This window comes from Streptomyces sp. ATexAB-D23, assembly GCF_000373645.1.
In the GTDB taxonomy this organism is placed as follows: Bacteria; Actinomycetota; Actinomycetes; order Streptomycetales; family Streptomycetaceae; genus Streptomyces; species Streptomyces castrisilvae.
This window is the reverse complement of sequence record NZ_KB892079.1, coordinates 60,709-83,493: the sequence shown is the minus strand read 5'-3', so window position 1 is coordinate 83,493 and position 22,785 is coordinate 60,709. Positions and strand designations below refer to the sequence as shown.

Annotated in this window: 21 protein-coding genes; 7 read left to right on the top strand and 14 right to left on the bottom strand. The window is 73.1% G+C overall.

The features are described 5' to 3' along the window. Positions 1-36: 36 nt before the first annotated feature. The gene (locus B082_RS0133110; protein WP_018556071.1) at positions 37-705 is read left to right on the top strand and encodes a TetR/AcrR family transcriptional regulator; all 669 of its coding nucleotides are present in this window, start codon (positions 37-39) and stop codon (positions 703-705) included. Here the strand turns inward: B082_RS0133110 and B082_RS0133105 are convergent. The 7 genes from B082_RS0133105 to B082_RS37245 form a co-directional block, all read right to left on the bottom strand. Next, positions 702-1,781, bottom strand: a complete 1,080-nt coding sequence (locus B082_RS0133105; RefSeq protein ID WP_018556070.1) for a Zn-dependent alcohol dehydrogenase — start codon at positions 1,779-1,781, stop codon at positions 702-704. The genes B082_RS0133110 and B082_RS0133105 overlap by 4 nt on opposite strands. Positions 1,782-1,828: 47 nt before the next feature. Then, positions 1,829-3,223: an aldehyde dehydrogenase family protein gene (locus B082_RS0133100; protein WP_018556069.1), complete on the bottom strand. Its 1,395-nt coding sequence runs from the start codon at positions 3,221-3,223 to the stop codon at positions 1,829-1,831. Positions 3,224-3,482: 259 nt separating this feature from the next. Further along, complete coding sequence (locus tag B082_RS0133095) at positions 3,483-4,844, bottom strand: ABC transporter ATP-binding protein (protein WP_018556068.1); 1,362 nt, start codon at positions 4,842-4,844, stop codon at positions 3,483-3,485. A 139-nt stretch (positions 4,845-4,983) separates the two neighbouring features. Continuing rightward, entirely contained in the window at positions 4,984-5,604 is a 621-nt protein-coding gene (locus B082_RS0133090; protein WP_018556067.1) for a TetR/AcrR family transcriptional regulator, read from the bottom strand. 41 nt (positions 5,605-5,645) lie between these two features. After that, on the bottom strand, positions 5,646-6,968 hold the full coding sequence (locus B082_RS0133085) for a hypothetical protein (RefSeq protein ID WP_018556066.1): 1,323 nt from the start codon (positions 6,966-6,968) through the stop codon (positions 5,646-5,648). After that, the gene (locus tag B082_RS0133080; protein ID WP_018556065.1) at positions 6,965-7,774 is read right to left on the bottom strand and encodes a hypothetical protein; all 810 of its coding nucleotides are present in this window, start codon (positions 7,772-7,774) and stop codon (positions 6,965-6,967) included. The genes B082_RS0133085 and B082_RS0133080 overlap by 4 nt, the downstream gene beginning before the upstream one ends. Further along, positions 7,771-9,879 carry a right-handed parallel beta-helix repeat-containing protein gene (locus B082_RS37245; protein WP_037711415.1) on the bottom strand — a complete coding sequence of 703 codons (2,109 nt, stop codon included), beginning with the start codon at positions 9,877-9,879 and terminating at the stop codon, positions 7,771-7,773. The genes B082_RS0133080 and B082_RS37245 overlap by 4 nt, the downstream gene beginning before the upstream one ends. A gap of 121 nt (positions 9,880-10,000) precedes the next feature. Here B082_RS37245 and hmgA point away from each other — a divergent pair, with 121 nt between their 5' ends. From hmgA to B082_RS0133060, 3 genes are all read left to right on the top strand, one after another. Beyond that, the gene (gene hmgA / locus B082_RS0133070) at positions 10,001-11,329 is read left to right on the top strand and encodes a homogentisate 1,2-dioxygenase (RefSeq protein WP_018556063.1); all 1,329 of its coding nucleotides are present in this window, start codon (positions 10,001-10,003) and stop codon (positions 11,327-11,329) included. A 28-nt stretch (positions 11,330-11,357) separates the two neighbouring features. After that, positions 11,358-12,155 carry a GntR family transcriptional regulator gene (locus B082_RS0133065; protein WP_018556062.1) on the top strand — a complete coding sequence of 266 codons (798 nt, stop codon included), beginning with the start codon at positions 11,358-11,360 and terminating at the stop codon, positions 12,153-12,155. Positions 12,156-12,263: 108 nt separating this feature from the next. Then, positions 12,264-13,508 (top strand): type ISP restriction/modification enzyme, encoded by a 1,245-nt coding sequence (locus B082_RS0133060; protein WP_026250439.1) that lies wholly within the window; start codon positions 12,264-12,266, stop codon positions 13,506-13,508. Positions 13,509-13,517: 9 nt separating this feature from the next. On the opposite strand, the gene B082_RS37240 is transcribed toward B082_RS0133060, so the two are convergent. From B082_RS37240 to B082_RS0133045, 3 genes are all read right to left on the bottom strand, one after another. After that, a complete protein-coding gene (locus tag B082_RS37240; RefSeq protein WP_051094753.1) occupies positions 13,518-14,144 on the bottom strand; it encodes a TetR/AcrR family transcriptional regulator in 627 nt (208 codons plus the stop codon). 167 nt (positions 14,145-14,311) lie between these two features. Continuing rightward, complete coding sequence (locus B082_RS0133050) at positions 14,312-14,575, bottom strand: hypothetical protein (RefSeq protein WP_018556059.1); 264 nt, start codon at positions 14,573-14,575, stop codon at positions 14,312-14,314. A gap of 195 nt (positions 14,576-14,770) precedes the next feature. Further along, the gene (locus B082_RS0133045) at positions 14,771-15,553 is read right to left on the bottom strand and encodes an SGNH/GDSL hydrolase family protein (RefSeq protein WP_018556058.1); all 783 of its coding nucleotides are present in this window, start codon (positions 15,551-15,553) and stop codon (positions 14,771-14,773) included. A gap of 234 nt (positions 15,554-15,787) precedes the next feature. Between B082_RS0133045 and B082_RS0133040 the strand changes: the two genes are divergently transcribed. Further along, a complete protein-coding gene (locus B082_RS0133040) occupies positions 15,788-16,882 on the top strand; it encodes a DUF5925 domain-containing protein (protein ID WP_026250438.1) in 1,095 nt (364 codons plus the stop codon). A gap of 16 nt (positions 16,883-16,898) precedes the next feature. Here B082_RS0133040 and B082_RS0133035 read toward each other — a convergent pair whose 3' ends face one another. Further along, positions 16,899-17,273 (bottom strand): GntR family transcriptional regulator, encoded by a 375-nt coding sequence (locus B082_RS0133035; protein ID WP_026250437.1) that lies wholly within the window; start codon positions 17,271-17,273, stop codon positions 16,899-16,901. 80 nt (positions 17,274-17,353) lie between these two features. Between B082_RS0133035 and B082_RS0133030 the strand changes: the two genes are divergently transcribed. Both B082_RS0133030 and B082_RS0133025 read left to right on the top strand, forming a co-directional pair. After that, complete coding sequence (locus B082_RS0133030; protein WP_018556055.1) at positions 17,354-18,274, top strand: GNAT family N-acetyltransferase; 921 nt, start codon at positions 17,354-17,356, stop codon at positions 18,272-18,274. Further along, positions 18,255-18,752 carry a DUF402 domain-containing protein gene (locus B082_RS0133025; RefSeq protein WP_018556054.1) on the top strand — a complete coding sequence of 166 codons (498 nt, stop codon included), beginning with the start codon at positions 18,255-18,257 and terminating at the stop codon, positions 18,750-18,752. The genes B082_RS0133030 and B082_RS0133025 overlap by 20 nt, the downstream gene beginning before the upstream one ends. Positions 18,753-18,780: 28 nt before the next feature. Here the strand turns inward: B082_RS0133025 and B082_RS37235 are convergent, their stop codons facing one another. The 3 genes from B082_RS37235 to B082_RS0133010 form a co-directional block, all read right to left on the bottom strand. Beyond that, the gene (locus tag B082_RS37235) at positions 18,781-20,259 is read right to left on the bottom strand and encodes a trifunctional class I SAM-dependent methyltransferase/NUDIX hydrolase/VOC family protein (protein WP_018556053.1); all 1,479 of its coding nucleotides are present in this window, start codon (positions 20,257-20,259) and stop codon (positions 18,781-18,783) included. Positions 20,260-20,393: 134 nt separating this feature from the next. Continuing rightward, positions 20,394-21,290, bottom strand: coding sequence for an esterase/lipase family protein (locus B082_RS0133015; protein WP_018556052.1), 897 nt, complete (start codon positions 21,288-21,290; stop codon positions 20,394-20,396). A 277-nt stretch (positions 21,291-21,567) separates the two neighbouring features. After that, positions 21,568-22,539, bottom strand: a complete 972-nt coding sequence (locus B082_RS0133010; RefSeq protein ID WP_051094751.1) for a DNA polymerase thumb domain-containing protein — start codon at positions 22,537-22,539, stop codon at positions 21,568-21,570. Between the last annotated feature and the right edge of the window lie 246 nt (positions 22,540-22,785).

The following is a 22,785-nucleotide window of genomic DNA, read 5'->3' as shown; positions in this document are numbered from 1 at the left end:
GCTAGTTTTAGGTTCGCAGGGCCTACTATGTGCCGCATGGCCCGCCCGCGCAAGCCCCTCCTGAGCAGAGAACGCATCGTCGAGAAGGCGAGCGCCCTCGTGGACGCCGAGGGCCTGGACGCCGTGTCGACGCGCCGCCTCGCGGCGGAACTGGGGGTCAGCGGGCCGTCCCTGTACAACCACTTCCGCAACAAGGACGAGATCCTGGACGCGGTCGCCGACGCCGTCTCCGCGCAGGTCGACCTGTCGATGTTCGAGGAGTCCGATCCGCGTGACTGGCGGGCCGCCCTGCACGACTGGGCGCTCTCCTACCGTGCGGCGCTCGCCGCGCACCCGCACATCGTCCCGGTGCTCGCCCGGGGCCCCGGGCGCAGGCCGGCCGGGCTGCGGGTGGCGGACGCCGTGTTCGGCGCGATGGTGCGCGCGGGGTGGCCGCCGGCCCAGGCCACGTACATCGGCGCCCTGATGCGCTACTTCATCACCGGCTCGGCGCTCGGCTCCTTCGCCCGGGGCTTCGTGGACGACGAGACGGCGTACGACCCCGCCGACTACCCGCACCTGGGCCAGGCGCACCTGCTGGCCGAACGGCGCCAGCAGGTGGACGAAGGAGCCTTCGAGACCGGGCTGCGGGCCCTGGTGGACGGGCTCGTGCTCCAGTACGAGCAGTTGGAGCCCGCCCCCGCAAGGCGTGCGACGAGCGGCTAGAACACCACCAGTGCCCGGCCGCCCCTGCCCGCGATCATGTTGTCGAAGGCGGCCGGGATGCCGTCCAGGGCGATCCGTTCGGTGACCATCATCGAGAGGTCGAAGCGGCCCGCCCGGATGTGGCCGGCCAGCACCGGCAGATCGCGGGCCGGGTCGCTGTTGCCGTAGACGCAGCCGGTCAGGGTCCGGCCCCAGTGGAAGATCTCCAGGGCGTTGAACGTCACCTGCTGGTCCTTGCCGCCGATGCCGACGACCGTGGTGCGGCCGCCCCGGCGGGTGGCCTCCCAGGCGCCGCGGATGGTGGCGGCGCGGCCCACGCACTCGACGGCCACGTCCGCGCCCTGGCCGCCGGTCAGCTTACGGACCTCCCGGGGTGTGGTGTCGGAGGCGATGACGTAGTCGGTGGCGCCCGCCCGGCGGGCCAGCTCCTCCTTCTCCGGGGACACGTCCACCGCGATGATCTTCGAGGCGCCGGCGATCCGGGCGGCCTGGAGGACGGCGAGGCCGACGCCGCCGATACCGAACACGACGACGGACTCGCCCGCCCGGACCCGGGCACTGTGGTGGACGGCGCCGTAGCCGGTGAGCACCGCGCAGCCGAGCAGCGCCGCGTCGGTGAGCGGGATGCCGTCCGGGGCGGGCAGCACGCAGTTGGCGGCGACGACGGTCTCCTCGGCGAAGGCGGCGACATTCAGCCCCGGGTGCAGTTCGGTGCCGTCCGCGGTGCGGGCGTGGCTGTTCGCCGCCCCGGCCAGGGCACCGGCGCAAAGCCAGACCTCACCGATCCCGCAGTGGTGGCAGCTCCCGCAGGAGGGCGCCCAGTTGAGGACGACGCCGTTGCCTGGGGCGACATGGGTGACGCCCTCGCCGGCCGAGACGACGGTGCCGGCGCCCTCGTGGCCGAGGACGGCCGGGACGGGCACCCGCATCGTGCCGTTGGACAGGGAGAGGTCGGAGTGGCAGACCCCGGCGGCGGCGAGGCGGACGCGCACCTGGCCGGGGCCGGGCTCCGGCAGGGTGATGTCGGTGATCTCCAGCGGAGCTCCGACGGCGGGCAGTACGGCGGCGCGGACCACGGACTGGCTCCTTGCTGATCGATGGGCGGTACGGAGACCGGAAGAGGTCAGAACTGGAGGGACTTGGTCTGGAGGTACTCGGCCAGACCGTGCGCGCCGAGTTCGCGGCCGACGCCGGACTGCTTGTAGCCGCCGAAGGGGGCGAGCGGGTTGAAGCGGCCGCCGTTGATGTCGACCTGGCCGGTGTCCATCCGGCGGGCGAAGGCGACGGCCTCGGCGTCGTCGGCGGCCCAGACGGCGCCCGCGAGCCCGTACACCGTGTCGTTGGCGATGCGCAGCGCGTCCGCCTCGTCCTCGTACTTCAGGATCGAGACGACGGGGCCGAAGATCTCCTCGCGGGCGATGGTCATCTCCGGGGTGACGTCGGCGAACACCGTGGGGCTGACGTAGTAGCCGGTGGGCAGGGGTGCTTCGGGGCCGCCGACGACGACGCGGGCGCCCTCCTCGATGCCCTTCTCGATGTAACCGCGCACCCGGGCCCGCTGCTTGGCGTTGACGAGCGGACCGACCCGCTCGCCCGGCACGTACTTGGCGACGGCCTCGGCGGCGAGCGCCACGGCCTCCTCGTACCGGTCGGCGTCGACCAGCATCCTGGTCCAGGCGCTGCACGTCTGGCCGGAGTTGGACATGACGTTGGCGACGCCGACGTTGACCGCCTTGGCGAGGTCGGCGCCGGGCAGGATGACGTTGGCCGACTTGCCGCCCAGTTCCAGCGCGACGCGCTTGACCGCGCCGCCCGCGAGGGCGCCGATCCGCCGGCCGACCGCGGTGGAGCCGGTGAAGGAGACCAGGTCGACGTCCTCGTGCTCGGCGAGCGCCTGTCCGGCGACCGGGCCGAGGCCGGTGACCAGATTGAAGACGCCCGCGGGCAGCCCGGCCTCCTCGACGGCCTCGGCGAAGATCTGTGCGGTGAGCGGGGTGTCCTCGGCGGGCTTGAGGACGACCGTGCAGCCGGCGGCCAGCGCGGGGGCGACCTTCGCGACGATCTGGTGCAGCGGGTAGTTCCACGGGGTGATCGCACCGACGACGCCGACGGGCTCCAGGAAGACCGTGGAGTTGCCGTGCCGCTCCTCGAAGGCGTACGAGGCGGCGAGTTCGGCGTAGGAACCGGCGACCATGACCGGCAGGCCGGCGTGCACCGTCTGCGACAGCTTGAGCGGCGCGCCCAGTTCGGCGGTGACCGTCTCGGCGATCTCACCCGCGCGGGCGGCCAGTACATCGCGCAGCGCCCCGATGCGGGCGGCGCGCCCGGCGGGCGGGGTGGCGGCCCAGCCGGGGAAGGCGGCGCGCGCGGCCCGTACCGCGGCGTCGACGTCCTCGGCGGTGCCGGCCGGGACATGGGCGATGACCTGCTCGTCCGCCGGATTCACGACCGCGATCGTGTCCGTTCCCGCGGCGGGCCGCCATGCGCCGCCGATGTACATACCGTCGTGGGCCTTCATCGCTGTTCCTCCCGGGCACGGTGACGGACGGGATCGTCCGACCCCAAACTAGCGCTGTTAGTTTTCAGACGCCAGAGACCCCCGTCACGTGCCCCGCCCGCCCGCTCGCCGCGCGGCGAGCGGGCGGGGTCCGGCCCCGCTAGGACCTGACGTCACATTCCCGTCGTTCGCCCGGAGGGCGGGTCGGCCGGGTCCGGGGCCGGTGCGGCGAGAGTGCGCGCACGGCGTCGGCCGACAGGCGGGAATGTGACGACAGGCCCTACACCTCCAGGCCGGGTACGTCCTTCGGCAGCGGGCAGATCCGGCGGCCCTGGTGGTCGAAGACGTACAGGTGAGCGAGGTCGACCAGGAGCGGCACCTGTCCCCCGGTGCGCAGCCGCATGTCGGGGCCGGTGCGGACGACGAGGTCGCTGGCGGTGACGGCGGGGCGGTCCGGGCTGTGCGCGCCCGGCGGCAGCGCGTCGGTGTCCGGGGCGTCCAGGACGGCGACGGAGCCCCCCGAGACGTAACCGGCGGCGCGCTCCTTGATCCGTCCCAGCACACCGGCACCGCCCTGGCCGCCGCGGCGCCTGCGCACGGCCCCCCGGTCGGTGCGGGCCGATTCCAGCTCCGGCACGACGGCGGGCTGCGAGCCGGTGTTGAGGTGGACCAGCGCCTCGTGGCCCTGGTACTCGACGTGCTCCACGATGCCGCTGAGCGCGACCTCGCCGGGGCGGGCCTGGCTGGGCGGGGCGATCCGGACCGCCTCCGAGCGCAGCCCGACGATGATCCGGCGGCCCTGCTGGATGCGCAGCAGCTGGTGGTCCGGGCTGAGCGGCTCGGGCAGCGGGAGGCGCTGGCGGCCGATGTCGATCGACATCCGGCCTTCCAGCGGCGCGTGCACGACGGCCTGGAGCAGGTTGATCCTCGGGGTCCCGATGAACGCGGCGACGAACACGTTCTCCGGCAGGGCGTACACCTCGCGCGGCGGGCTGACCTGCTGGAGGATCCCGCCGCGCATCACGGCGACCCGGTGACCGAGCGACATGGCCTCGGCCTGGTCGTGGGTCACGTAGACGGTGGTGACGCCGAGTTCCTTGGTGAGCTGGGAGATCTCGGCGCGCAGGTGGTTGCGGAGCTTCGCGTCGAGGTTGGAGAGCGGCTCGTCCATCAGGAACGCCGAAGGTTGGCGTGAAATCGCCCTTCCCATCGCCACCCGTTGGCGCTCACCACCGGAGAGCTGGCCGGGCAGCCGGTCCAGGATGCGCTCGATGCCGAGCATCCTGGCGGTGTTCTCGATGCGCTCGTTGTGGTCCTGGCGCGGGTTCTCCAGCTTCAGCGGGAAGCCGATGTTGGCCCGGTTGGTCATGGTCGGGTAGAGCGCGAAGTTCTGGAAGACCATGGCCATCTCGCGTTCGCGAGGGGTGAGGTGGTTGGCCGGTTCGCCGTCGAGCAGGACCTCGCCCTCGGTGACGTCCTCCAGGCCGGCGATCATGCGCAGCACGGTCGACTTGCCGCACCCCGAGGGGCCCAGCAGGACGACGAACTCGCCCGGGTCGATGGAGAGCGAGAGACGGTCGACGGCGCGCGAGGACCGCCCGTAGGTCTTGCTGACGTTGTTCAGAGTGATGGCGCGAGTCATGTGTTCCGCCCGTGAAGGATGGTGGTGGAGCGGTGGGGAGCGGCAGCAGTGGCCTGAAATTAACCCACTACGCCCCGTGGGGGAATGACTCGCGCAAAGGTTGGGCGGCCCCTCCGGGTGTTCACGGCCCCCGGCGCGCTCAGTCCAGCAGACGCGCGAGGTAGGCCTGGACCAGCACCCGGGTCTCGGCGACGATCGCGCCGTCGCCGGACGGGTCGGTGCGGAAGGCGAGTTTGAGCAGGGCGTCGGTGGCCTCCACGCAGACCAGGACGGCCCGCAGCAGGTCCTCGTCGGCCGGCCGGCCCAGGTGGCCCGTGAGGAGTTCGGCGAGCCGGCCCGCGACCCGCTGGTTGGCGTCGTCGGCCGGGTCCTCGTCGGGCGCGGGGGCGCCGAAGTCGACCAGGGCGAAGCCGGGGACGGAGCGCTTCATCGCCAGGTACTCGTCCAGCACGGCGTCGATCGCGCCGCGCCAGTCGGTGGCCCCGATGGCGGTCAGCCGGTCGGTGATGCGCTCGGCGTAGCTGTCCAGGTTGCGCCGGGCGAGCGCGTCGGCCAGGGCGCGCTTGTTGGAGAAGAAGCGGTAGACCGAGCCGATGGGCACCCCGGCGCGTGCGGCCACCGCCCGCGTGGAGAGCTGCTCGTAGCCGGTCTCGTCGAGGAGTTCGGCGCAGGCGTCGAGTATCCGGGCGAGTCGTTCCGCGCTGCGCTGCTGCACCGGGGTGCGGCGGAGGTTCGTGTTCGCATGGGGCACGCCTTCCATGATGCCGTGGGCCTCCTGCGCGGGCGGCGGGGGTGGCGGACTCAGGCGATGAGCAGGGCGAGTCCTCCGACGGTGTACGCGATCATCAGGATCAGCAGCGGGAGCTGGCCGACGACGGCGCGCCCGGACGGCAGGAGCCGTACGGACCTGTCGTGCGCGGCGACGACTCCGAGGACGTGGCCGGTGACGATGGCGACGACCTGGAGGGTGGCGACGCCGCCGGGGCCGAGGGGCGGTTCGGGCGGGGCGGGCCGGTCGGCGCCGAACGCCAGGGCCAGGGTGCGCGGGCCCTCGGTGGCGAAGAGCGTGAAGTAGTGGGCGACGAGGTAGCCGAGGGCGATCGGCACGAGTGAGTGCGCGAAGGCGGTGAGCGGATGGGGCAGCCGGCCGCAGACGAGCCGGGTGGCCCCGGCGCAGAGCCCGTAGAGGGTGGCGACGAGGGCGACGGCGCCGAGGAGCCCGAGGGTGGCCGTGGTGGTGCGGCCGAGCGCGGAGGTCTGGACGGTGGTGATCCAGCGCGGTGAGTCGGAGAACCCGTCGTACGCGGTGGAGCCGAGCATCACGCAGACGGTGGCGACGAGCCCGGGGAGCTGGGGGGTGGCGTCGAGTCCGTTGAACGGGGAGCGCAGGACCAGGCGTCGCGGGCCGGACGGGACTTCACGGGCACGGCCGAGCGGGGAGAGGCGGGCGAGGAGGCCGGAGTACACCTCGAAGGCGTCGGCGTGGTCGAACCAGCGGGCCCCGTACCGGGCGGCGCCCGTGAGGTGGACGGCCGCGTAGACGCCGAGGAACACCAGCAGGGCGGTGGGCGATGCCGGGTCGGGGGCGACGAGTTCGAGCCAGGTGAAGGCGAGGAGCCCGGCCGCCGCCGGCCACATGCCGAGGCGTGCGGGAACGGGGCGGCCGGCCTCCGGGTCGCGCCCGAGGGCCCGGCAGCCGATGAGGTGCAGGGTGCGCAGCGGGTTGAGCAGCCGCCAGACGGGCCCGAGGAGCAGCGAGGCGGGGACGAGCCCGACCCACAGGAGCACGTAGACGGCTCCGGGCGCCGGGTTGCGGTCCGCGTCGGCGGGCCCGATGAGCAGGTTCAGTACGACCAGGAGCGCGGCGGCGAGGCCGAGCGCGCGGGCGGTGGCACGCGTGGCGCGGGCGTCGGCCGCGCGCTGGATCGCGGCCGGCAGCGGGCGTCCCGCGCTCTCGCCGCGGAAGCGGGAGGCCGACCAGAGCAGGCCGAGCGCCAGGAACGAGACGAAGAGCGCGGCGAAGGCGCCCGCGAAGGCGTAGAACGGCGAGAGCGGCAGATCGTGCTGGGCCCCGATGCCGTGGGCGAGGACGCTCACGGCACCCGGGGCGGGAGTGCCCGTCACCGGACGACGAGCTGGGTCAGGAGCAGGTCCGACTCGTGGGTCTCCACCTCGAAGAGGCCGGTGCGGTCGGCGGTGAAGGTGAGCGTGACGGTGCGTCCGGCGGGCAGCGTGGCCTTCTTGTCGTAGCCGTGGACGTGCAGGGTGTCGTCGCGGTCGCTGCGGATGCGCAGGCGCACGGTGCGGCCCTTCTTGATCTCGGTGCGACCCGGCGCCGGGCTCACCTTGCCGTCCTCGATGGCGAGTTCGACGGTGGTGGTGTTCTCGTCGGGCGTCGCGTCGGCGCCCGGGGAGGCGTCGCCGAGGGTGGCGGCGGCCCGGACCGGGGTGGAGCCGACGGCCCAGGCGGTGTGGTCGTCGGCGTACAGGCCGGCGGTGAGCCGGGTGCCGCCCCCGGCCGCGCTCAGCAGCGACTCGGGGAGGTGGAACCAGGTGCCGTAGACGCGGGCGAGCGGGTGCCCGTCCAGGAAGAGCTGGGCGTGGCCGCGTCCGGCGAGGGCGGCGCCGCCCACGCTGTCCGGGGTGAACCGGAAGTTGCGGACCGTGAGGTGGACGTTCCAGCCGTCCTCGGAGTCGGCCCGTACGGTGATGCTCACCCCGGGCGCGCCGTCGGCGCCGACCTGGCGCAGCCGGTGGCCGTCGCCGTCGTCGGTGCTCAGGAGCCGGCCGTTGCTGCCGGTGTCCTCGGCATGGCTGGTGCCGGGCTTGTGGTGGGTGGTGGGCCGGCCCCCGCAGGCGCCCGCGCCGAGGGCGAGGACGGCCGCGGTGAGCAGGGCGAGGACGGTACGGGCGGGGCGTGCGCGGTTCATGAGGCGTCCCCTTCCGGGGTGGTGGCGGTGGCCGGTGCGGGCGAGGCGGGTACCGGTGCCGCGCCGTCGCCGTCGTCCCCGGCAGCGCCGGTCTCCGTCTCCGCGCCCCGCTCCCCGTGCCGGGCGGCGGCCACCACGGCCCACACGACCCAGACCAGGCCGAGCAGCCCGCGTATCCAGGCCGGACTCAGCGGAATCCACGGGATCATGAACACGCCCTTGTCCAGCGCGTCCAGCAGCGTCAGCGCGCCCAGCGCCACGGTCACCCACGCCAGCACCGGCCGCGTCGCCCGCAGTGCCAGGCCGATTCCGGTCCACCAGAGGCCGGTCAGCAGCAGGGCGACGGCCGGGACATAGGTGGCCGCCAGGCCCATGGTCGAGCCGGCCACGTCGAGGCCGAGGCCGATGACGCCGAGGACCGACGCGGCCGTGGCGAGCCTGCTGGAGCGCAGCCGGCGCCACCACAGCACCCCGCCGACGAGGACCAGGACCACGGCGATGCCCAGGGCGGCCTGCACCTCGATGCGCTCGATGCCGCGCGCCCCGTACCAGTCGCAGCCGGCCGGCAGCCGGCGTGCCTGGACGTCGTAGTCGGCGCAGACCAGCAGCTGGGCGAGTTTGACGGGTTCGCCTGCGATCCGGTCGGTGCTGCCGGAGACCGCGCCCCGCTCGTCGCCGCAGGTGGGCAGGGAGCGGGGGGTGGAGGCTCCGGTGTCCGACTGCCAGCAGTTGCCGTCGCCCTGCCCGTCCCACCAGACGTCGGTGCGGTTGGGGTGGGAGTCGCCGTTCCTGTCGGTGCCCAGGTGGTTGTTCGCGTACCGGTTGTGGTGGGAGGTGTCGGTCTGCTTGCCGAGGGCGTTCTCGCCGCGGATGAAGGCGGGGACGGCGCTCAGGAAGAAGGCGGCGCGCTGCTGTCCGTAGATCCAGTTGTTCTCGTAGATGTTCCAGTTGCCGCCCGCGGTGATGATGCCGGTGCCCGGCGGCATGGAGATCTGCGGGCAGACCACCCCGTCCTCGTAGCCGCGCTCGGCGGGCGGCTTGGCGCAGGTGCCGTCGGCGACGTAGCGGTAGTAGTCGGCGTTGTTGTCGTGGATGAGGTTGCGCTCGAAGCGGGCGTGGTTCTGCGGCAGTCCGGGGTGGCCGGGGAAGGCGCTGTCCATCGAGGCGCCGCCCATGTTGTGGTCGAACTCGTTGTCGTGGACGTAGACGGAGTCGCCCGCGGTGCCGGAGTAGCCGACCATGCTGTGGTGGCTGTGGCAGCCGGTGATCTCGATCGAGTAGCGCGGGACCTCGTAGCCGTAGCCGTCGTTGATGTCGGAGGCGCTGCCCGGGTAGATGCCGGAGTCGCCGTTGCCGTAGGACTCGCAGTTCTTGTACAGGCCGTGGTCGCTGGCGAAGGTCAGGAAGCCGTACTCGTCGTTCCAGCGGGTCAGGACGTCGTCGATGACGAAGCCGTCCTGGGCGAGGACGTAGAGCGAGTTGAAGGTGGTGCGCTGGGCGGTGAAGTTCTTGAAGTAGACGCCGTCGGAGCCGTCCGAGCGGATCGCGTTGAGCTTGCGGTACTTGGCGTCGATGACGACGTCCGTACGGGCCGCCCCGGTGCCCTCGATCTGGAGGTCCTTCTTGCCGAGGATGGCCACCAGGTTCTGGTTGTGCGGACACTTGAGCTGCTGGGCGTAGCTGAGGATCTGGTAGCCGAGCTTGGAGTCGGGGGCCTTGAGCCGGGCGCACTCCCCCTTCGGTGCGGGCAGCGAGGGCTCCTCCTCGTACAGGCCGGGGAGGATCGCGATGTTCTTCCCGGGGCCGGTGACGGCGTCGACGGCCTGTTGCAGATGGCGGTAGCCGGAGGTGCGGCACCGCTCGAAGAGCTTGAGGTTCCTCGCCTTCAGGGCGTCGGGGAAGCCGGATATCCGGCGTTCGAAGTCGGCCCGGTCGGTCTTGCAGACCAGGAGGTCGGGCTCGCCGGTGCGGTACACGGGAACGCTGCCGGTGCCGTCGGGCAGGGTGACCGGCCGTTCCTCGTGCGCCTGGGCGGCGGACGGGGCCGCGAGTAGGGCGGCGGCGAGGGCCGCCAGAACCACCAGAAGTCTTCGTGTCCACGACATGTGCGGGAGAGTAGAGCATTGTTCAGCTTTTTGAACCCCTCTTGCACGACGAATGCCGTTGACTCGCCCCGGTTCCATTCCTACGGTTGTCCATAGGATTTCTTCGGCACCGGGAGCGCACATGAGCGGCATCGAGCAGGCGAGGAAGACGGCACAAGGGCTGGAGCATTCCGCCGGTTTCGGGAATCAGCACAGCTCCCAGGCGGTGCCCGGAGCGCTGCCGCACGGCCGCAACTCACCGCAGCGCGCCCCGCTGGGGCTCTACGCCGAGCAGCTGAGCGGCTCCGCCTTCACCGAGCCGCGCGCCCACAACCACCGCACCTGGCTCTACCGCATCCGCCCGTCGGCGGCGCATCCGCCGTTCGTCCGGACCGGCAACGGCGCCCTGCGCACCGCCCCGTTCACCGAGACCGTCCCCGACCCGAACCGGCTGCGCTGGGACCCGCTCCCCGAGCCCGCGCCCGGCACGGACTTCCTGTCCGGCCTGTGGACCCTGGGCGGCAACGGCGACGCGGCGCAGCGCACCGGCATGGCCGTGCACCTCTACCACGCCAACGCGGCCATGACGGACCGGGTGTTCAGCGACAGCGACGGCGAGCTGCTGATCGTCCCCGAGCACGGCGGCCTGCTGCTCCGCACCGAACTGGGCCTCCTGCGCGCCGAACCCGGCCATGTCGCCCTGATCCCGCGCGGTGTCCGCTTCCGCGTCGAGCTGCTCGACGCCACCGCCCGGGGGTACGTCTGCGAGAACTACGGCCGCCCCTTCACCCTTCCGGACCTGGGCCCGATCGGCGCCAACGGCCTGGCGAACGCCCGGGACTTCCTCGCCCCGGTCGCCGCGTACGAGGACGTGGAGCGCCCGGTCGAGGTGGTCAACAAGTTCTGCGGCAACCTCTGGTCGGCCACGTACGACCACTCGCCGCTCGATGTCGTCGCCTGGCACGGCAACCACACCCCGTACGTCTACGACCTGCGCCGCTTCAATGTGATCGGCTCGGTCAGCTACGACCACCCGGACCCGTCGATCTTCACGGTGCTGACCTCGCCGTCGGACACGCCGGGTCTGGCCGGAGTCGACTTCGTGGTGTTCGCGCCGCGCTGGCTGGTCGGTGAGGACACCTTCCGCCCGCCCTACTTCCACCGCAACGTGATGAGCGAGTACATGGGCCTGATCGAGGGCGCGTACGACGCGAAGACGGCCGGGGAGGGCGGTTTCGTACCCGGCGGGGGCTCGCTGCACAACATGATGTCGGCGCACGGTCCGGACCGGGAGACCTTCGACCGGGCGAGCGCGGCGGAGCTGAAGCCGCAGAAGATCGACGACGGCCTGGCCTTCATGTTCGAGACCCGCTGGCCGGTCACCGCGACCGGGCAGGCGGCGACGGCGGACCATCTGCAGCAGGGCTACGACGACGTGTGGCAGGGTCTGAGCAGCAACTTCAGGCCATGACGGACCCCGCCCGAGCCGGCGACGACGCATGCAGGAGAACCAGGTGCCGCAGCCCGCTTTGAACACCCCCGCGCCCCGCACCGCCTTCGCGCCCGACTCGCTGGTCCTGAACCGCAAGCTGCCGCTGTGGTACCAGGTCTCGCAGTCGCTGCGCGCCTCGATACTGGGCCGCACACCGGACGCCACGCTGCGGCTGCCCACCGAGGAACAGCTCGCCGCGCACTACGGGGTCAGCGTCCTGACCATGCGCCAGGCGCTCAAGGAGCTGGAGACGGAGGGCCTGATCAGCCGGCACCGGCGGCGCGGCACGTTCATCGAGCCGCGCGCCCGCCGCGGTTCGCCGGTCCGGCTGCTCGGCTCGATCGACGCGATCGTGGCCCAGCAGTCGGGCGAGCGCAGCACCCTGCTCGACCACGGGCCGGTCCCCGTGCCGGGCGAGGTCGCGGAGTACTTCCCGGACTGCTCCGAGGTCGTCGGCTACCGCAGGCTGCGGTGCGAGGAGGCGAGCGGCGAGCCGACCAACTGGGCGCAGAACTGGGTGCATCCGCAGGTCGCGGCGCGCCTGGACGCGGCCGACCTCGACCGCTGGCCGATGACCAAGGTGCTGCGCGACCGCGTCGGTGTCCCGATCTCCCGGATCACCGACACGGTCGAGGCCCGGCTCGCCGACCCGGCCACCGCCGAACTGCTCGACGTCCCGCTGCTGAGCCCGATCCTGTACTACACGGGTGTCGCCTACGACGAGAGCGGCCGGGTGGTCGACGTGGCGCAGATCCGCTACCGGGGTGACCGCTTCTCCTTCTCGGTCACGGTGGAGGCGCACTGACACCGTCCCCCGCGCCCAGGGGCGCCCTGCCGCCGGGCGTGGCGCCGCCGTTACGATGCCGGGGAAGGCGGCGGACGGGGCCCGGTGGGCTACGGGGAGGACGACACGGTGTCAGCACCGGCAGCGGCCGGCTCCGGCGAGGGCCCGCGCGCCCCGTTCCTCGACGACCTCATGCCCTGGTCGGTGCGGCCGCTGCGGACCGGGCGCCCCTGGGTGACCGCCCCGGACGCGGCGTCGCTGCGGGCCCGCTGGGACCGGCTGGTGCGGGCATCGGGCGAGGAGCGCGACCGGCTGTTCGCCCCCACCCGCTCCCGTACGCAGCACACCGCGGTGGCCGCCCTGCCCGGCCGCCCCGGCGCCACCGGCCGCTTCGCCCGCGAGTCCGGCCCCTGCCCGGAGCCGGTGCGCGTCCTGCACGGGCCGTACGACGAGCAGTGGCTGCTCCCCGACCACCGCCTGATCGACGCGGCCCGGCCCGAGCTGTGGCGGGTCGCCGACGGCCACCAGCTCTTCGTGGTCGAGCACGGCCGGGTGCCCCGGGACCCGGGCCCGGCCCTCTCGGTGACGGCGCTGCTCCCCGACGGCCACTGCCCGGCGGGCCGCCCCGGCCGCGTCCGCCCGCTGTACCGCCGCCCCGGCGGCCTCGAACCCAACCTGGCCCCGGGCCTGCTCGACCTGTTGCGCGCCCGCCACGGGGACACCGTCACCGCCGGTTCGGCGCTCGCCTGGATCCTGGCGGCGGCCCGCCCCTCCCCCGCCGGCTGCGTGGTCCCGCTGCCCGCCGACACCGCGCACTGGACGTCGGGGGTCGAGCTGGGCCGGGAGCTGCTGCGGCTCCAGCTGCGCGGGGCGCGCGGGGCAAAGCGGCCCCGGCTGCCGGGCGGGCAGCGCCCGTACGTCCGGGCCGCCGTGCCGCCGGACCCGGCGCCGCTGTCCTACGACGCCGATGAGCGGGTGCTGAGCCTCGGTTCGGGGCGCGTCTCGCCGGTGCCCGCCGGGGCGTGGGAGTTCCGGGTGAGCGGCGTGCGCCTGCTGGAGCTGTGGTTCGAACGCCGTGCGGCCGTTGCCGGGGCGGCGGGGCCGGAGGCGGCCGGCCTGGAGGCGATGGGCCCGCGTGTCTGGCCGCAGGAGTGGACCTCGGAGCTGCTGGAGCTGATCACGCTGCTGGCCCTGCTCGCCGAGCTGCGGCCCCGGCAGGAGGAGCTGGCCGGCGCGCTGGCTTCCGGCCCGGGGATCGGGGCGGATGAGCTGCGTTCGGCGGGCGTGCTGCCGGTGCCGGACGCTGCCCGGCGCCCCGCCTCCGTACTGGATCACCGGGAGGAGGGTCCGGACGGGCAGTTCGCGCTGCTGTGACGCCGGGTGTCACAGCGGGGACAGGTCCTGGCCGGGCAGGGCGACCGGCCGGTCCAGGGTGCCCAGCAGGCAGATGAAGCTCGACTCCAGGAACGCGCCGAGTTCCGCGAGGGCGTCCGGTTCGTCCGGCGGCCAGCTGGTGACGGCCTCCTCGGCGAAGGCCATCCAGGCGCGGGTGGCGACGGACAGCCGGGGCGAGTGGGGCATCCCGAGCCGCCGCTGCCCCTCCTCCACCCGGCGGGCGAGCGTGGAGCGAGTCGCTTCGACGATGTCCTCGACGGCGGGGTGGCTGCCGGCGGCGCCCCGGACGAGGGCGAGATAGACCCTGCGGTGCTCGGTCACGTACGCCACGAATCCGGCGATGAACGACCGCAGCCAGGCTACGGGCTCCAACGAGGCGTCCGGCTCGGTGGCGGCGGCGAAATCGTCGCACTCGCTGCGCACCACGGAGCGGTAGAAGTCGCGTTTGGAATCGAAATAGTGAAAAAGCAGGCCCCGCGATATACCGGCGCGGCGGGCCACGTCATCGGTGGAGAGCTCGTCCAGCGAGCGATCGGCCAGCATGTCCACGCCAATTGCCACCAATTGCGCCCTCCGCTCGTCGGGGCTCAGGCGGGCGGCTCGCTTCTCGGGCATGCCGACAGTGTAGAAGTATTTCGGCACCGAATTACCTCTCCACCCATGTCACCCCGCTCACACACGGTGCGTGACCGGGTCCGGACATGGCGACGCGCCACTGCCGGCTCCGGGGATGACGGGAGAGCGGGCAGCAGCGCGATGCGATGTCCGGGGCCGCGGTCGGGTCAGCGGCGGCTGCCGAAGAGCGAACGACGCAGTCGGCGCAGTGGCGCGAAGAGCGAGACCCGCGCACTTCTGCTGCGGCGGCTGTGCGCGGCGTCGCGCGAGGTGAGCTCGCGCATCAGCAGCGTCGCTTCCGCGGACTCGCGCTGCGGGACGACGGGACCGCCCAACACCGCGAGATGGCGGTCGAGGCGCGAACTCGTCGCGCTGCTCCCGCATGTAATGGCAGGCACGCGCGCCCTGCTGCGCACCGTTATCTGTTCCATGTCACTCCCCACCCGTACGAGGGCACTCGGCCCGGGGCAGGTTAACCCTATCGCCCCGCCCCGGCACTCGTGTATCCCGGGCACAGGATTACGCACACACATACGGAGATTGACGACCCGTCGGCGAATGCGCCCGATTCCGGGGCGAGTTGGTCACCCTGCGGAAGGCGCGCCCCTTCCGGGGCGCACCCGCGGTCAGTCGAGCGCGTTGAGTACGGGCAGGTAGCCGCCGGACTGCCCGGCGGCGAGGGGGTGGTAGGACTCGCCGATGTTGAGCCAGTTCAGGCTGTGCAGCCAGGCGCTTCCCGAGCAGATCTCGTGCCCGGTGAACTTGGCGGCGACGTCACCGAAGCTGAAGCCGTGGTCGGCGGCGCGCTTGGCGGTGGCGGCGTTGAGGTAGTCGGCGGCGCCGTTGATGGCGGAGCGCACCTTGTCGCTCAGACCGACGATGCAGCTGCCGCCGATCTTGTAGAAGCGCGGGTAGCCGAGGACGACGACATGGGCCGAAGGGGCCTTGGCGCTGATCGCGTTGTACACGGAGTCGAGCCGGCCCGGCAGGGTGGTGTCCACGAAGCTGCGGGCGGTGGCGATCCGGTTGAGGCAGGTGGCCTCCGACTGGAGGACACAGGTCGTCATGACGTCGGCGAAGCCCGCGTCGTTGCCGCCGATGGAGATCGAGACGAGGTCGGTCGAGGCGTTCAGCGGCCCGAGCTGCTTGGCGGTGACATCGCTGGTGATCGCCCCGGAGCAGGCGGTGAAGGCGAAGGAGGAGGGCGAGTTGGCGGCCGCCCACAGGGAGGGGTAGGCCAGCGTGCTGCGCTTGCAGTCCCCGCTGGAACTGATGTAGCTGCCGGAGCCGACACCCGAGGAGTACGAGTCCCCGAGGGCGACGTAGTCGACGGACGACGCGGCGCTCGCGGTGGTGGCCCCGGTCAGGGCGATGACAGCACCGAGCAGGAGCGAGGACGAGAACGCCACAAGTCTGGACAATTTCACGGAATCTCCCTTGGACCGACCGGCAGGATCTCTGCCTACTCAGTGGTAGCAGTGTGGACGCCATTTCCGGAAGTGTTCATGCCAAGTCGAACGGATGAGCTTTTAACGAAAGGCGCATGACGGCACGTCAGCCGCCACCTGGCACAACACCCCGAACCACGCGAAGGTCACGAAACACGGGTGCGCCGCATGGCCCGGTGCCGGATCATGGGCGCCATGTCCGACAACCCCGAGACCGCGCTGCCGATCCGGCTCAACGTCGACGACAGCGACTCCCCGTCCGACGTCGTCGACGCCCTGTTCCTCGGCCGCTTCGCGACGGGCGAGCAGCCGCACTCGCACAGCACCTCCCTCGACCGGGTCAGGGTGGGCGCCACCATGCTTCCCCCGGCCGCGAAGGTGCTGCGTTCCGCCCGCGACGACGACCGCAGCGCGACGCTCGCCGAGGGCGACGGCTGGACCCTGCTCGTCTCGCGCTGGAACCGGGGCGCCGACGTCACGGTCACGGCGACCGGCCCCGAACTGGCCGAGAGGATCCTCAAGGAGGCCACGGACGGCGTCGTCGACGAGCCGGAACCGCAGCCGGACAACGTGACGATGGGCTTCTGGTACGTCTCACCGCGCCGCGGCCCGTACCGCACGACGCGCCGGATCGCGGCCGGTTCCTGGGACGAGGTCCGCCCCAACTACACCGCCCCGGTGGCCGGGGCGATGGACCGGCTGATGAAGGTCACCCCGGACGACATCGCCGGCCGCCTGCTCCTGCTGCACGGCCCGCCCGGCACCGGCAAGACCTCCGCCCTGCGCACCCTGGCCAGGTCCTGGCGGGACTGGTGCCAGGTGGACTGCGTCCTCGACCCCGAGCGCCTGTTCAACGACGTCGGCTATCTGATGGACATCGCGATCGGCGAGGACGACGGCAACGCGAAGGGCCGCTGGCGGCTGCTGCTCCTGGAGGACTGCGACGAACTGATCCGCGGCGAGGCCCGCCACACGGCCGGCCAGGCCCTCTCCCGTCTGCTGAACCTGACGGACGGTCTGCTCGGCCAGGGCCGCAACGTCCTGGTCGGCGTGACCACCAACGAGGACCTGGAACGCCTCCACCCCGCCGTCGTCCGCCCCGGCCGCTGCCTCGCCCGCATCGAGGTGGGCCCCCTGACCCGCCAGGAGTCACTGGCCTGGCTCGGCACCGAGGAGGGCCTCCCCCGCGACGGCGCGACCCTGGCCGAGCTCTACGCCCTGCGCCGAGGCACCCGCCCCGCCTCGGTCCCGAAGCAGGACTCGGGGGCGGACGCGGGGCTGTACCTCTGAGGGACCGGGCCCCACCTCAGCCCGGGTACACCGCCCGCACCGCGTCCTCGGCCAGTTCCAGGGCGCGGGCGCGGGAGAGGCCCAGGCGCCGGGCGCGTTCCGCGTAGTCGCGGGCCGCGGCGGCGGCGTTGCGGTCGGCGGTGTCGCCCGCGGCGGCGATGAACGTGCCGTTGCGGCCGCGGGTCTCGATGACGCCGTCCGCCTCCAGCGCGCGGTAGGCCTTGGCGACCGTGTTGGCGGCCAGGCCCAGCTCCTCGGCGAAGCCGCGTACGGTCGGGAGCCGGTAGCCGACCGGCAGCGCGCCGGAGCGGGCCTGTTCGGAGATCTGCGCGCGCAGTTGCTCGTACGGGGCGGTGCCGGAGTCCTGGTCCACAGTGATTCTCGAAGTCACGGGGCGATTGTCCCCCACGCGCCCCAGGCCCGCGGAAAATGGGAGGCGGACGGGCCCGACGCGTGGATACGGTCCGGGCCATGACTGTCATCGTGCGCGACTTCCGGCCCGAGGATGCCGAGGCCTGGGTGCGGGTGCGGCGCGCGGCCCTCCCGTACATGATCACCACGCCGGAGCAGGTCGTCTTCGAGCTGGCCGGCTCGCCTCCCGGGCGGCGCTACCGGCTGCTGGTCGCGGAGGAGGACGGCGAGGTCATCGGGACGGCACAGGTGGGCCTCGCCCACGAGAGCCCCGAACCCGGGCAGGCGTTCTGCAATCCGTACACGCATCCGGAGCGCACCGGCCGGGGCGCGGGTGCGCTGCTGCTGCGCACCGCCGAGGAGTATCTGGCCCTGGCCGGTGCGACCTCGGTCTACACCTGGGTCCTGGACACGCCCGGCAACCGGGCGTTCGCCGGGAAGCGCGGCTACGCGCCGAGCCGTTCGGCGCACTTCCTCCATCTCGACCTGGCGAACGGACCGCTGCCGCCCCGTCAGGAACTACCGCCCGGCGTCGAGCTGCGGACCGCCGCCGACTTCGCGGACGACCCGCGCCCACTGTTCGAGATGGACGCCGAGGCCACCGAGGACGAGCCCAGCGACACACCGGCCCAACTGGCGGACTACGAGGAATGGCTCGCCCGGACCTGGCGCGACCCCGGCCTCGACCACCGCCTCACCTCGGTCGTGGTGGCCGACGGTGAGGTGGCGGCCTTCAGCGCCGCGCGGACGGACGGCGCCGGCCGCTACTGGTCGGGGATGACCGGCACCCGGCGCGCCCACCGCAACCGCGGCCTCGCCAAGCTCGCGAAGAACGACTCGCTGCACCGGGCGCGCGCCGCCGGGTACACCGACGCCTTCACCGGCAACGACGCCGGGAACGGTCCGATGCTCGCGGTCAACCGCTGGTTCGGCTACGAGATCTGTGCCACGGAGGTACGCCATGTCCGCAGGCTCGGCTGACGCCGGTCTGACGATCGTCCTGGTCAAGGCGGGAAAGACCAAGATCAGGTATCCGGCGGCCCTGGTCGCCGACGACGGTGTCCGGGTGACCGTGCGGGCGCCCTGGGCCGCGCCGGGCACACGGGACTTCGGCTTCGTGCGCTTCGAGCCCGGCGACGTCTTCACCGAGCACTACTGGCGTGACGCCTGGTTCGCGGTGAAGGAGGTCCGCACGGGCTCGGGCGAACTCAAGGGCTGGTACTGCGATGTGACCCGCCCGGCCGCGATCCGGGACGGCGAGCTGGTCGTAGAGGACCTGGACCTCGACCTGTGGGTGTCCGCCGACCGTGCGCGGGTCCTGCGGCTGGACGAGGAGGAGTTCGAGGAGAGCGGGCTGGCCGGGCGCGACCCGGAGGCGGCGAAGGCCGCGGTGGCGGCGCTGGACGAGCTGGAACGGCTCGCGCGGACGGAGGAGGGGTTCGCCGCCCTGCTGGGCTGAGCCCCGCCCCTCCCCGGCCGGCTCCCCCTCAGCGCACCACCAGCTCCACCTCGTACCCCGCCGCGTCCTCCAGATAGGCGGCCACGCATCCTTCGCCGCCCGCGTGCGGATGGCGGTCGGCGAAGAGCAGCCGCCAGCCGTGGTCCGGGGCTCGGGCCACCAGCGTGTCCAGGGTGGCCCGGTCCTCGACGTGGAAGGCCAGGTGGTTGAGGCCGGGACGCTTCCGCTCGTGCGCTCCGGCGGCCAGGGCGGGCGACTGCTCGACCACCACGTAGCTGTCGCCGCGCCGCCAGCTGCGCCCGTGCGTCCACCGCTGGTACGGGACGTGGCCCAGCTCGCCCAGGAGCCACTCCCAGCCGGGCGTGGCCGCCGCCAGGTCGGGCACCCACAGCTCGATGTGGTGGAGCAGCCCGGTGCGGGTCCCGCCGGGCGGCAACGCAACGGCGCGGCGCTCCCCCTCCGGTTCGAACGCGACCGTGTCGCCGTCCTCGTGCCAGTGGATCAGGAAGCGCTCGCCCGCCCGGTAGCCGTCGAGGCCCGCGCGGCAGTACGCGACCATGTCGTCGGGGAGGTCGTCCAGCGGGTACCAGGCCAGCTCGGAGCACTTGTCCGGTTCGCGGTTGTACGGGGGCCTGGTCCGGTCGTACGCCGCTTCGAAGAACCACCCCGTCCGGGGGCTGCCGCCCGGGGCCCGGTGCTGCATGACCAGCGCCATGCGCAGCTCCTCCGGGTCGAGGACGAGACCGATCTCCTCGGCCGCCTCCCGGACCACCGCCTGCCGCACGTCCTCGCCGTCCTCCACGTGCCCGGACGGGGCGTGCAGCAGGCCGTCGGCGTATCCCGTGCCGGCCCGGCGGGCGAGCAGCACGTCGGAGCCGCGACGGAGGATCAGGTGCACGTCCACGACCTCGGTGTGCCGGTGCGGCCGGCGCGCGCGGGCCACCAGGGCGTACCGCTCGTCGTCGACCTCCTTGCCCCACAGATCGCGGTCGTCGGACAGCCGTTCGTGGTGGACGCGCTCGGTGAGCGGGGCGAGCAGCGTGGTGAGGTACTCGGCGGACAGGCCGTCCCCGTTCCACACCCCCTCCACCAGCACCAGCCTTCCGCCGGGGCGCAGCAGCCCCGCCCAGTGGCGCAGGGCGGCCGCCGGGTCGGGCAGCAGCCACACCACGTGCCGGGCGAGGACCACGTCGAATCTCCGGTCGCCGACGGGGGGCCGGGCCGCGTCCCCGACGAGCACATCGGCGTCCGTACCGGCCAGCTTGGCGCGGGCGCGCTCCGCCATGCGCGGCGAGCTGTCGACGGCGGTGAGCCGGTGTCCCCGGCCGGCCGCGAGGAGGGACAGGCTCCCCGTACCGCAGCCCAGGTCGAGCACGTCGCAGGTCTCGGTGGGCAGCCAGCTCTTCAGCCGCCGCGCCCAGGCGTCGCGGACCACCGGGTCGAGCAGGCCGTGGTCTGCCTCCTCGTCGAACGAGGCGGCGGCGGAATCCCAGTCGGTCGTCGTCATGGTCCGATCGTGCCAGCCGCCACTGACAACGCCCGCTCCGGCGGCCGACGCCCCGGGGGCCGGACAGCGCCCCGTCCCGTCGCCCGGCACGGACGCCGGGCGGCGGGGCGGGAGTTGCGCGGTCCGGACAGGCCCTAACCGATGACCGAGGCGCAGGTGGTCGGGGTGGCGTGCGCCGGGTCCAGGGCGTTCGCCACCTCGTGGTAGGCGACGCGGTCGATCGTCCCGATCGCCACGTGCTCGGAGAGGTCGACCGGGCACAGGTCCTGGAGCAGGACGTTGCGCACGTCCGGCCCGTCCAGGAACTGCGTCCGGTACGGGGTCACGACCTCGTCGTACCGGGTCGCTATGACGGTGTAGTGCACTCCGGGGACGGTGTCCGGCAGGGAGTTGAGCTTGGTGATGAAGGGCGATCCGGCCACCTGGTCGGCGAGTCCGGGCGTACCGGCGTTGAGCAGGTCACCGACGCCGGGGAAGTACGGCAGGAGCTTGGTCAGGCCGAGCAGGGTGGTGCCGTGGTTGTCGGGCGCGAGCCCGATCATGGCGTTCACCTTGGCCGCTCCGCCGAGGAACTTCAGGTAGTAGTTGGGCATCATGCCGCCCTGCGAGTGGCCGACGATGTCCGCCTTGGCGGCGCCGGTCGAGGAGAGCACCTTGTCGACGAACGTGGCGAGCTGCTGCGCCGACTCGTCGATCGGGCCGAGGCCGTTGAAGAGCGGCACACCGGGGAGCTGGCCGTAGTCGAGGGAGTAGACGCAGTAGCCCCGGTTCACCAGATAGGGGGCGAGGACCAGCCAGTTGTCGACCGAGTTCCCGAAGGTCCCGTGGACCAGGACGACGGGGCGGGGGTGTGCTGCGGAGGGCTTGCAGGAGTAGTCGTTCCAGCCGTGCGAGGTGGCGGCCGTCGCGGCGGTGGGGGTGGCCGCGGCAGCGGTGGCCGTGGGGGTGGCGACCGCTGCGACGGCGAGAAGCAGGGCGGCGAGCGTCCGGCGCGCGCGGGGGGAGCGCGGCGCGCGGGTCCAGGGCAGCATCGTGGGGTCTCCTTGCGGCTCAAGGGAGTTGCGACGTCTGTGCACCCTGCGGCCCGGACCACAAGTACTGCGTGTTCTGCGTGCTCATGCCAAATTACGCACGAGTAGGGTTTCCTGGGAAGTTACGCGTCGGTAAAAAGTGCGCGGGATCGGCCGGAGCGCCGCCCTGCCCCCGGGCACGCCCCGTCCCGTGGCCGGCCGCGAGCCGTCCCCGGCCCCGCGCACGCGGTCGGGCCACGAGCCGTCCCGGCATGGCCGCGTGCGCCGGGGGCCGGAGTCAGGCCGCGAGCCGTCCCGGCATGACGGCCCGGGGCCCGAACCTCTCCCGCAGCCGGTCCGCGACCGCCTCGATCCGCCGCGCCCGCTCGTCCACCGGGTCGAAGGTCAGCTGGTGGGCGGCCCGCCCGGCATCGCCGAGGCCCTCGGCGCGCAGCCCGATCCCCCGCACCCGGGCCCGTTGCAGGGCGAACGAGTCATGGATGCGGTACGCCAGCGCGGTGAGCTCCGCGGAGTGTGCGGTGGGCTCGCGCAGGGTACGGCTGCGGGTCAGCGTCGAGTAGCCGGTGCGGTCGGCGTAGCGCACGGAGACCGCGAGCGAACGGCACACCTGGCCCTCGCCGCGCATCCTCGCCCCCAGCTCCTCGGTGAGCGACATGAGCGCGCGGCGCTGTCGTTCCCGGTCCAGCTCGTCGCGCGGGAAGGTCCGTTCGGCGGCGACCGAGCGGGCGGCGGCGTTCGGCACGACCGCGGTGCGGTCGATGCCGCGCGCCCGTTCCCACAGGTCGCGCCCGGTCCGCGCCCCGGTGATCCGTTGCAGGGTGCCGAGCGGGGCGGCCGCGATCCGGCCGACGGAGTCGAGCCCGTATCCGCACAGGGTGCGGGCCGTCGCCGTCCCTACGCCGTCCAGCGCGGCGGCCGGCCGGTCCGCCAGGAAGGCGGCGGTCCCGCCCGCGGGCACCACGAAGGTGGTCCCTGGCGCGGCCTGCCGCAGCGCCATCCGGGCCAGCATCGGATTCCGGGCGGCCCCGATCGCGCAGTCCATCCCGTACAGGGCCAGGGCGCGGACCCGGATCACGGAGGCGAGGCCCTTCGCGTCCCGCCCGAAGTAGCGCAGCGCGCCCCGCACATCGACGAGCGCGCCGTCGGGCGGCACCGCCTCGACGACCGGGGTGAACGAACCGAGCAGGGCGAGCAGCCCCGCGTAGCCGGCGGCGTCCGGGGGCCCGCCGACGACCCGCCGGAACCGCAGACAGAGAATCCCGGGCTGCTCGCCGGCCAGGAGCACCCCGGATTCCGCTCCGGCCCCACGCACCTCGGACAGTTCACCGGCCGCAAGCACCTCGGGCAGCTCACCGGTCCCGCGTATCCCGGACAGCTCGTCGTCCCCACCCATCCCGGACAGCTCGTCAGCCGCAAGCGCCTCGGACACATCGCCGGCCGCAAGCACCTCGGGCGCCTCAGGCGCCTCAGGCGCCTCACCGGCCCCGCGTACCTC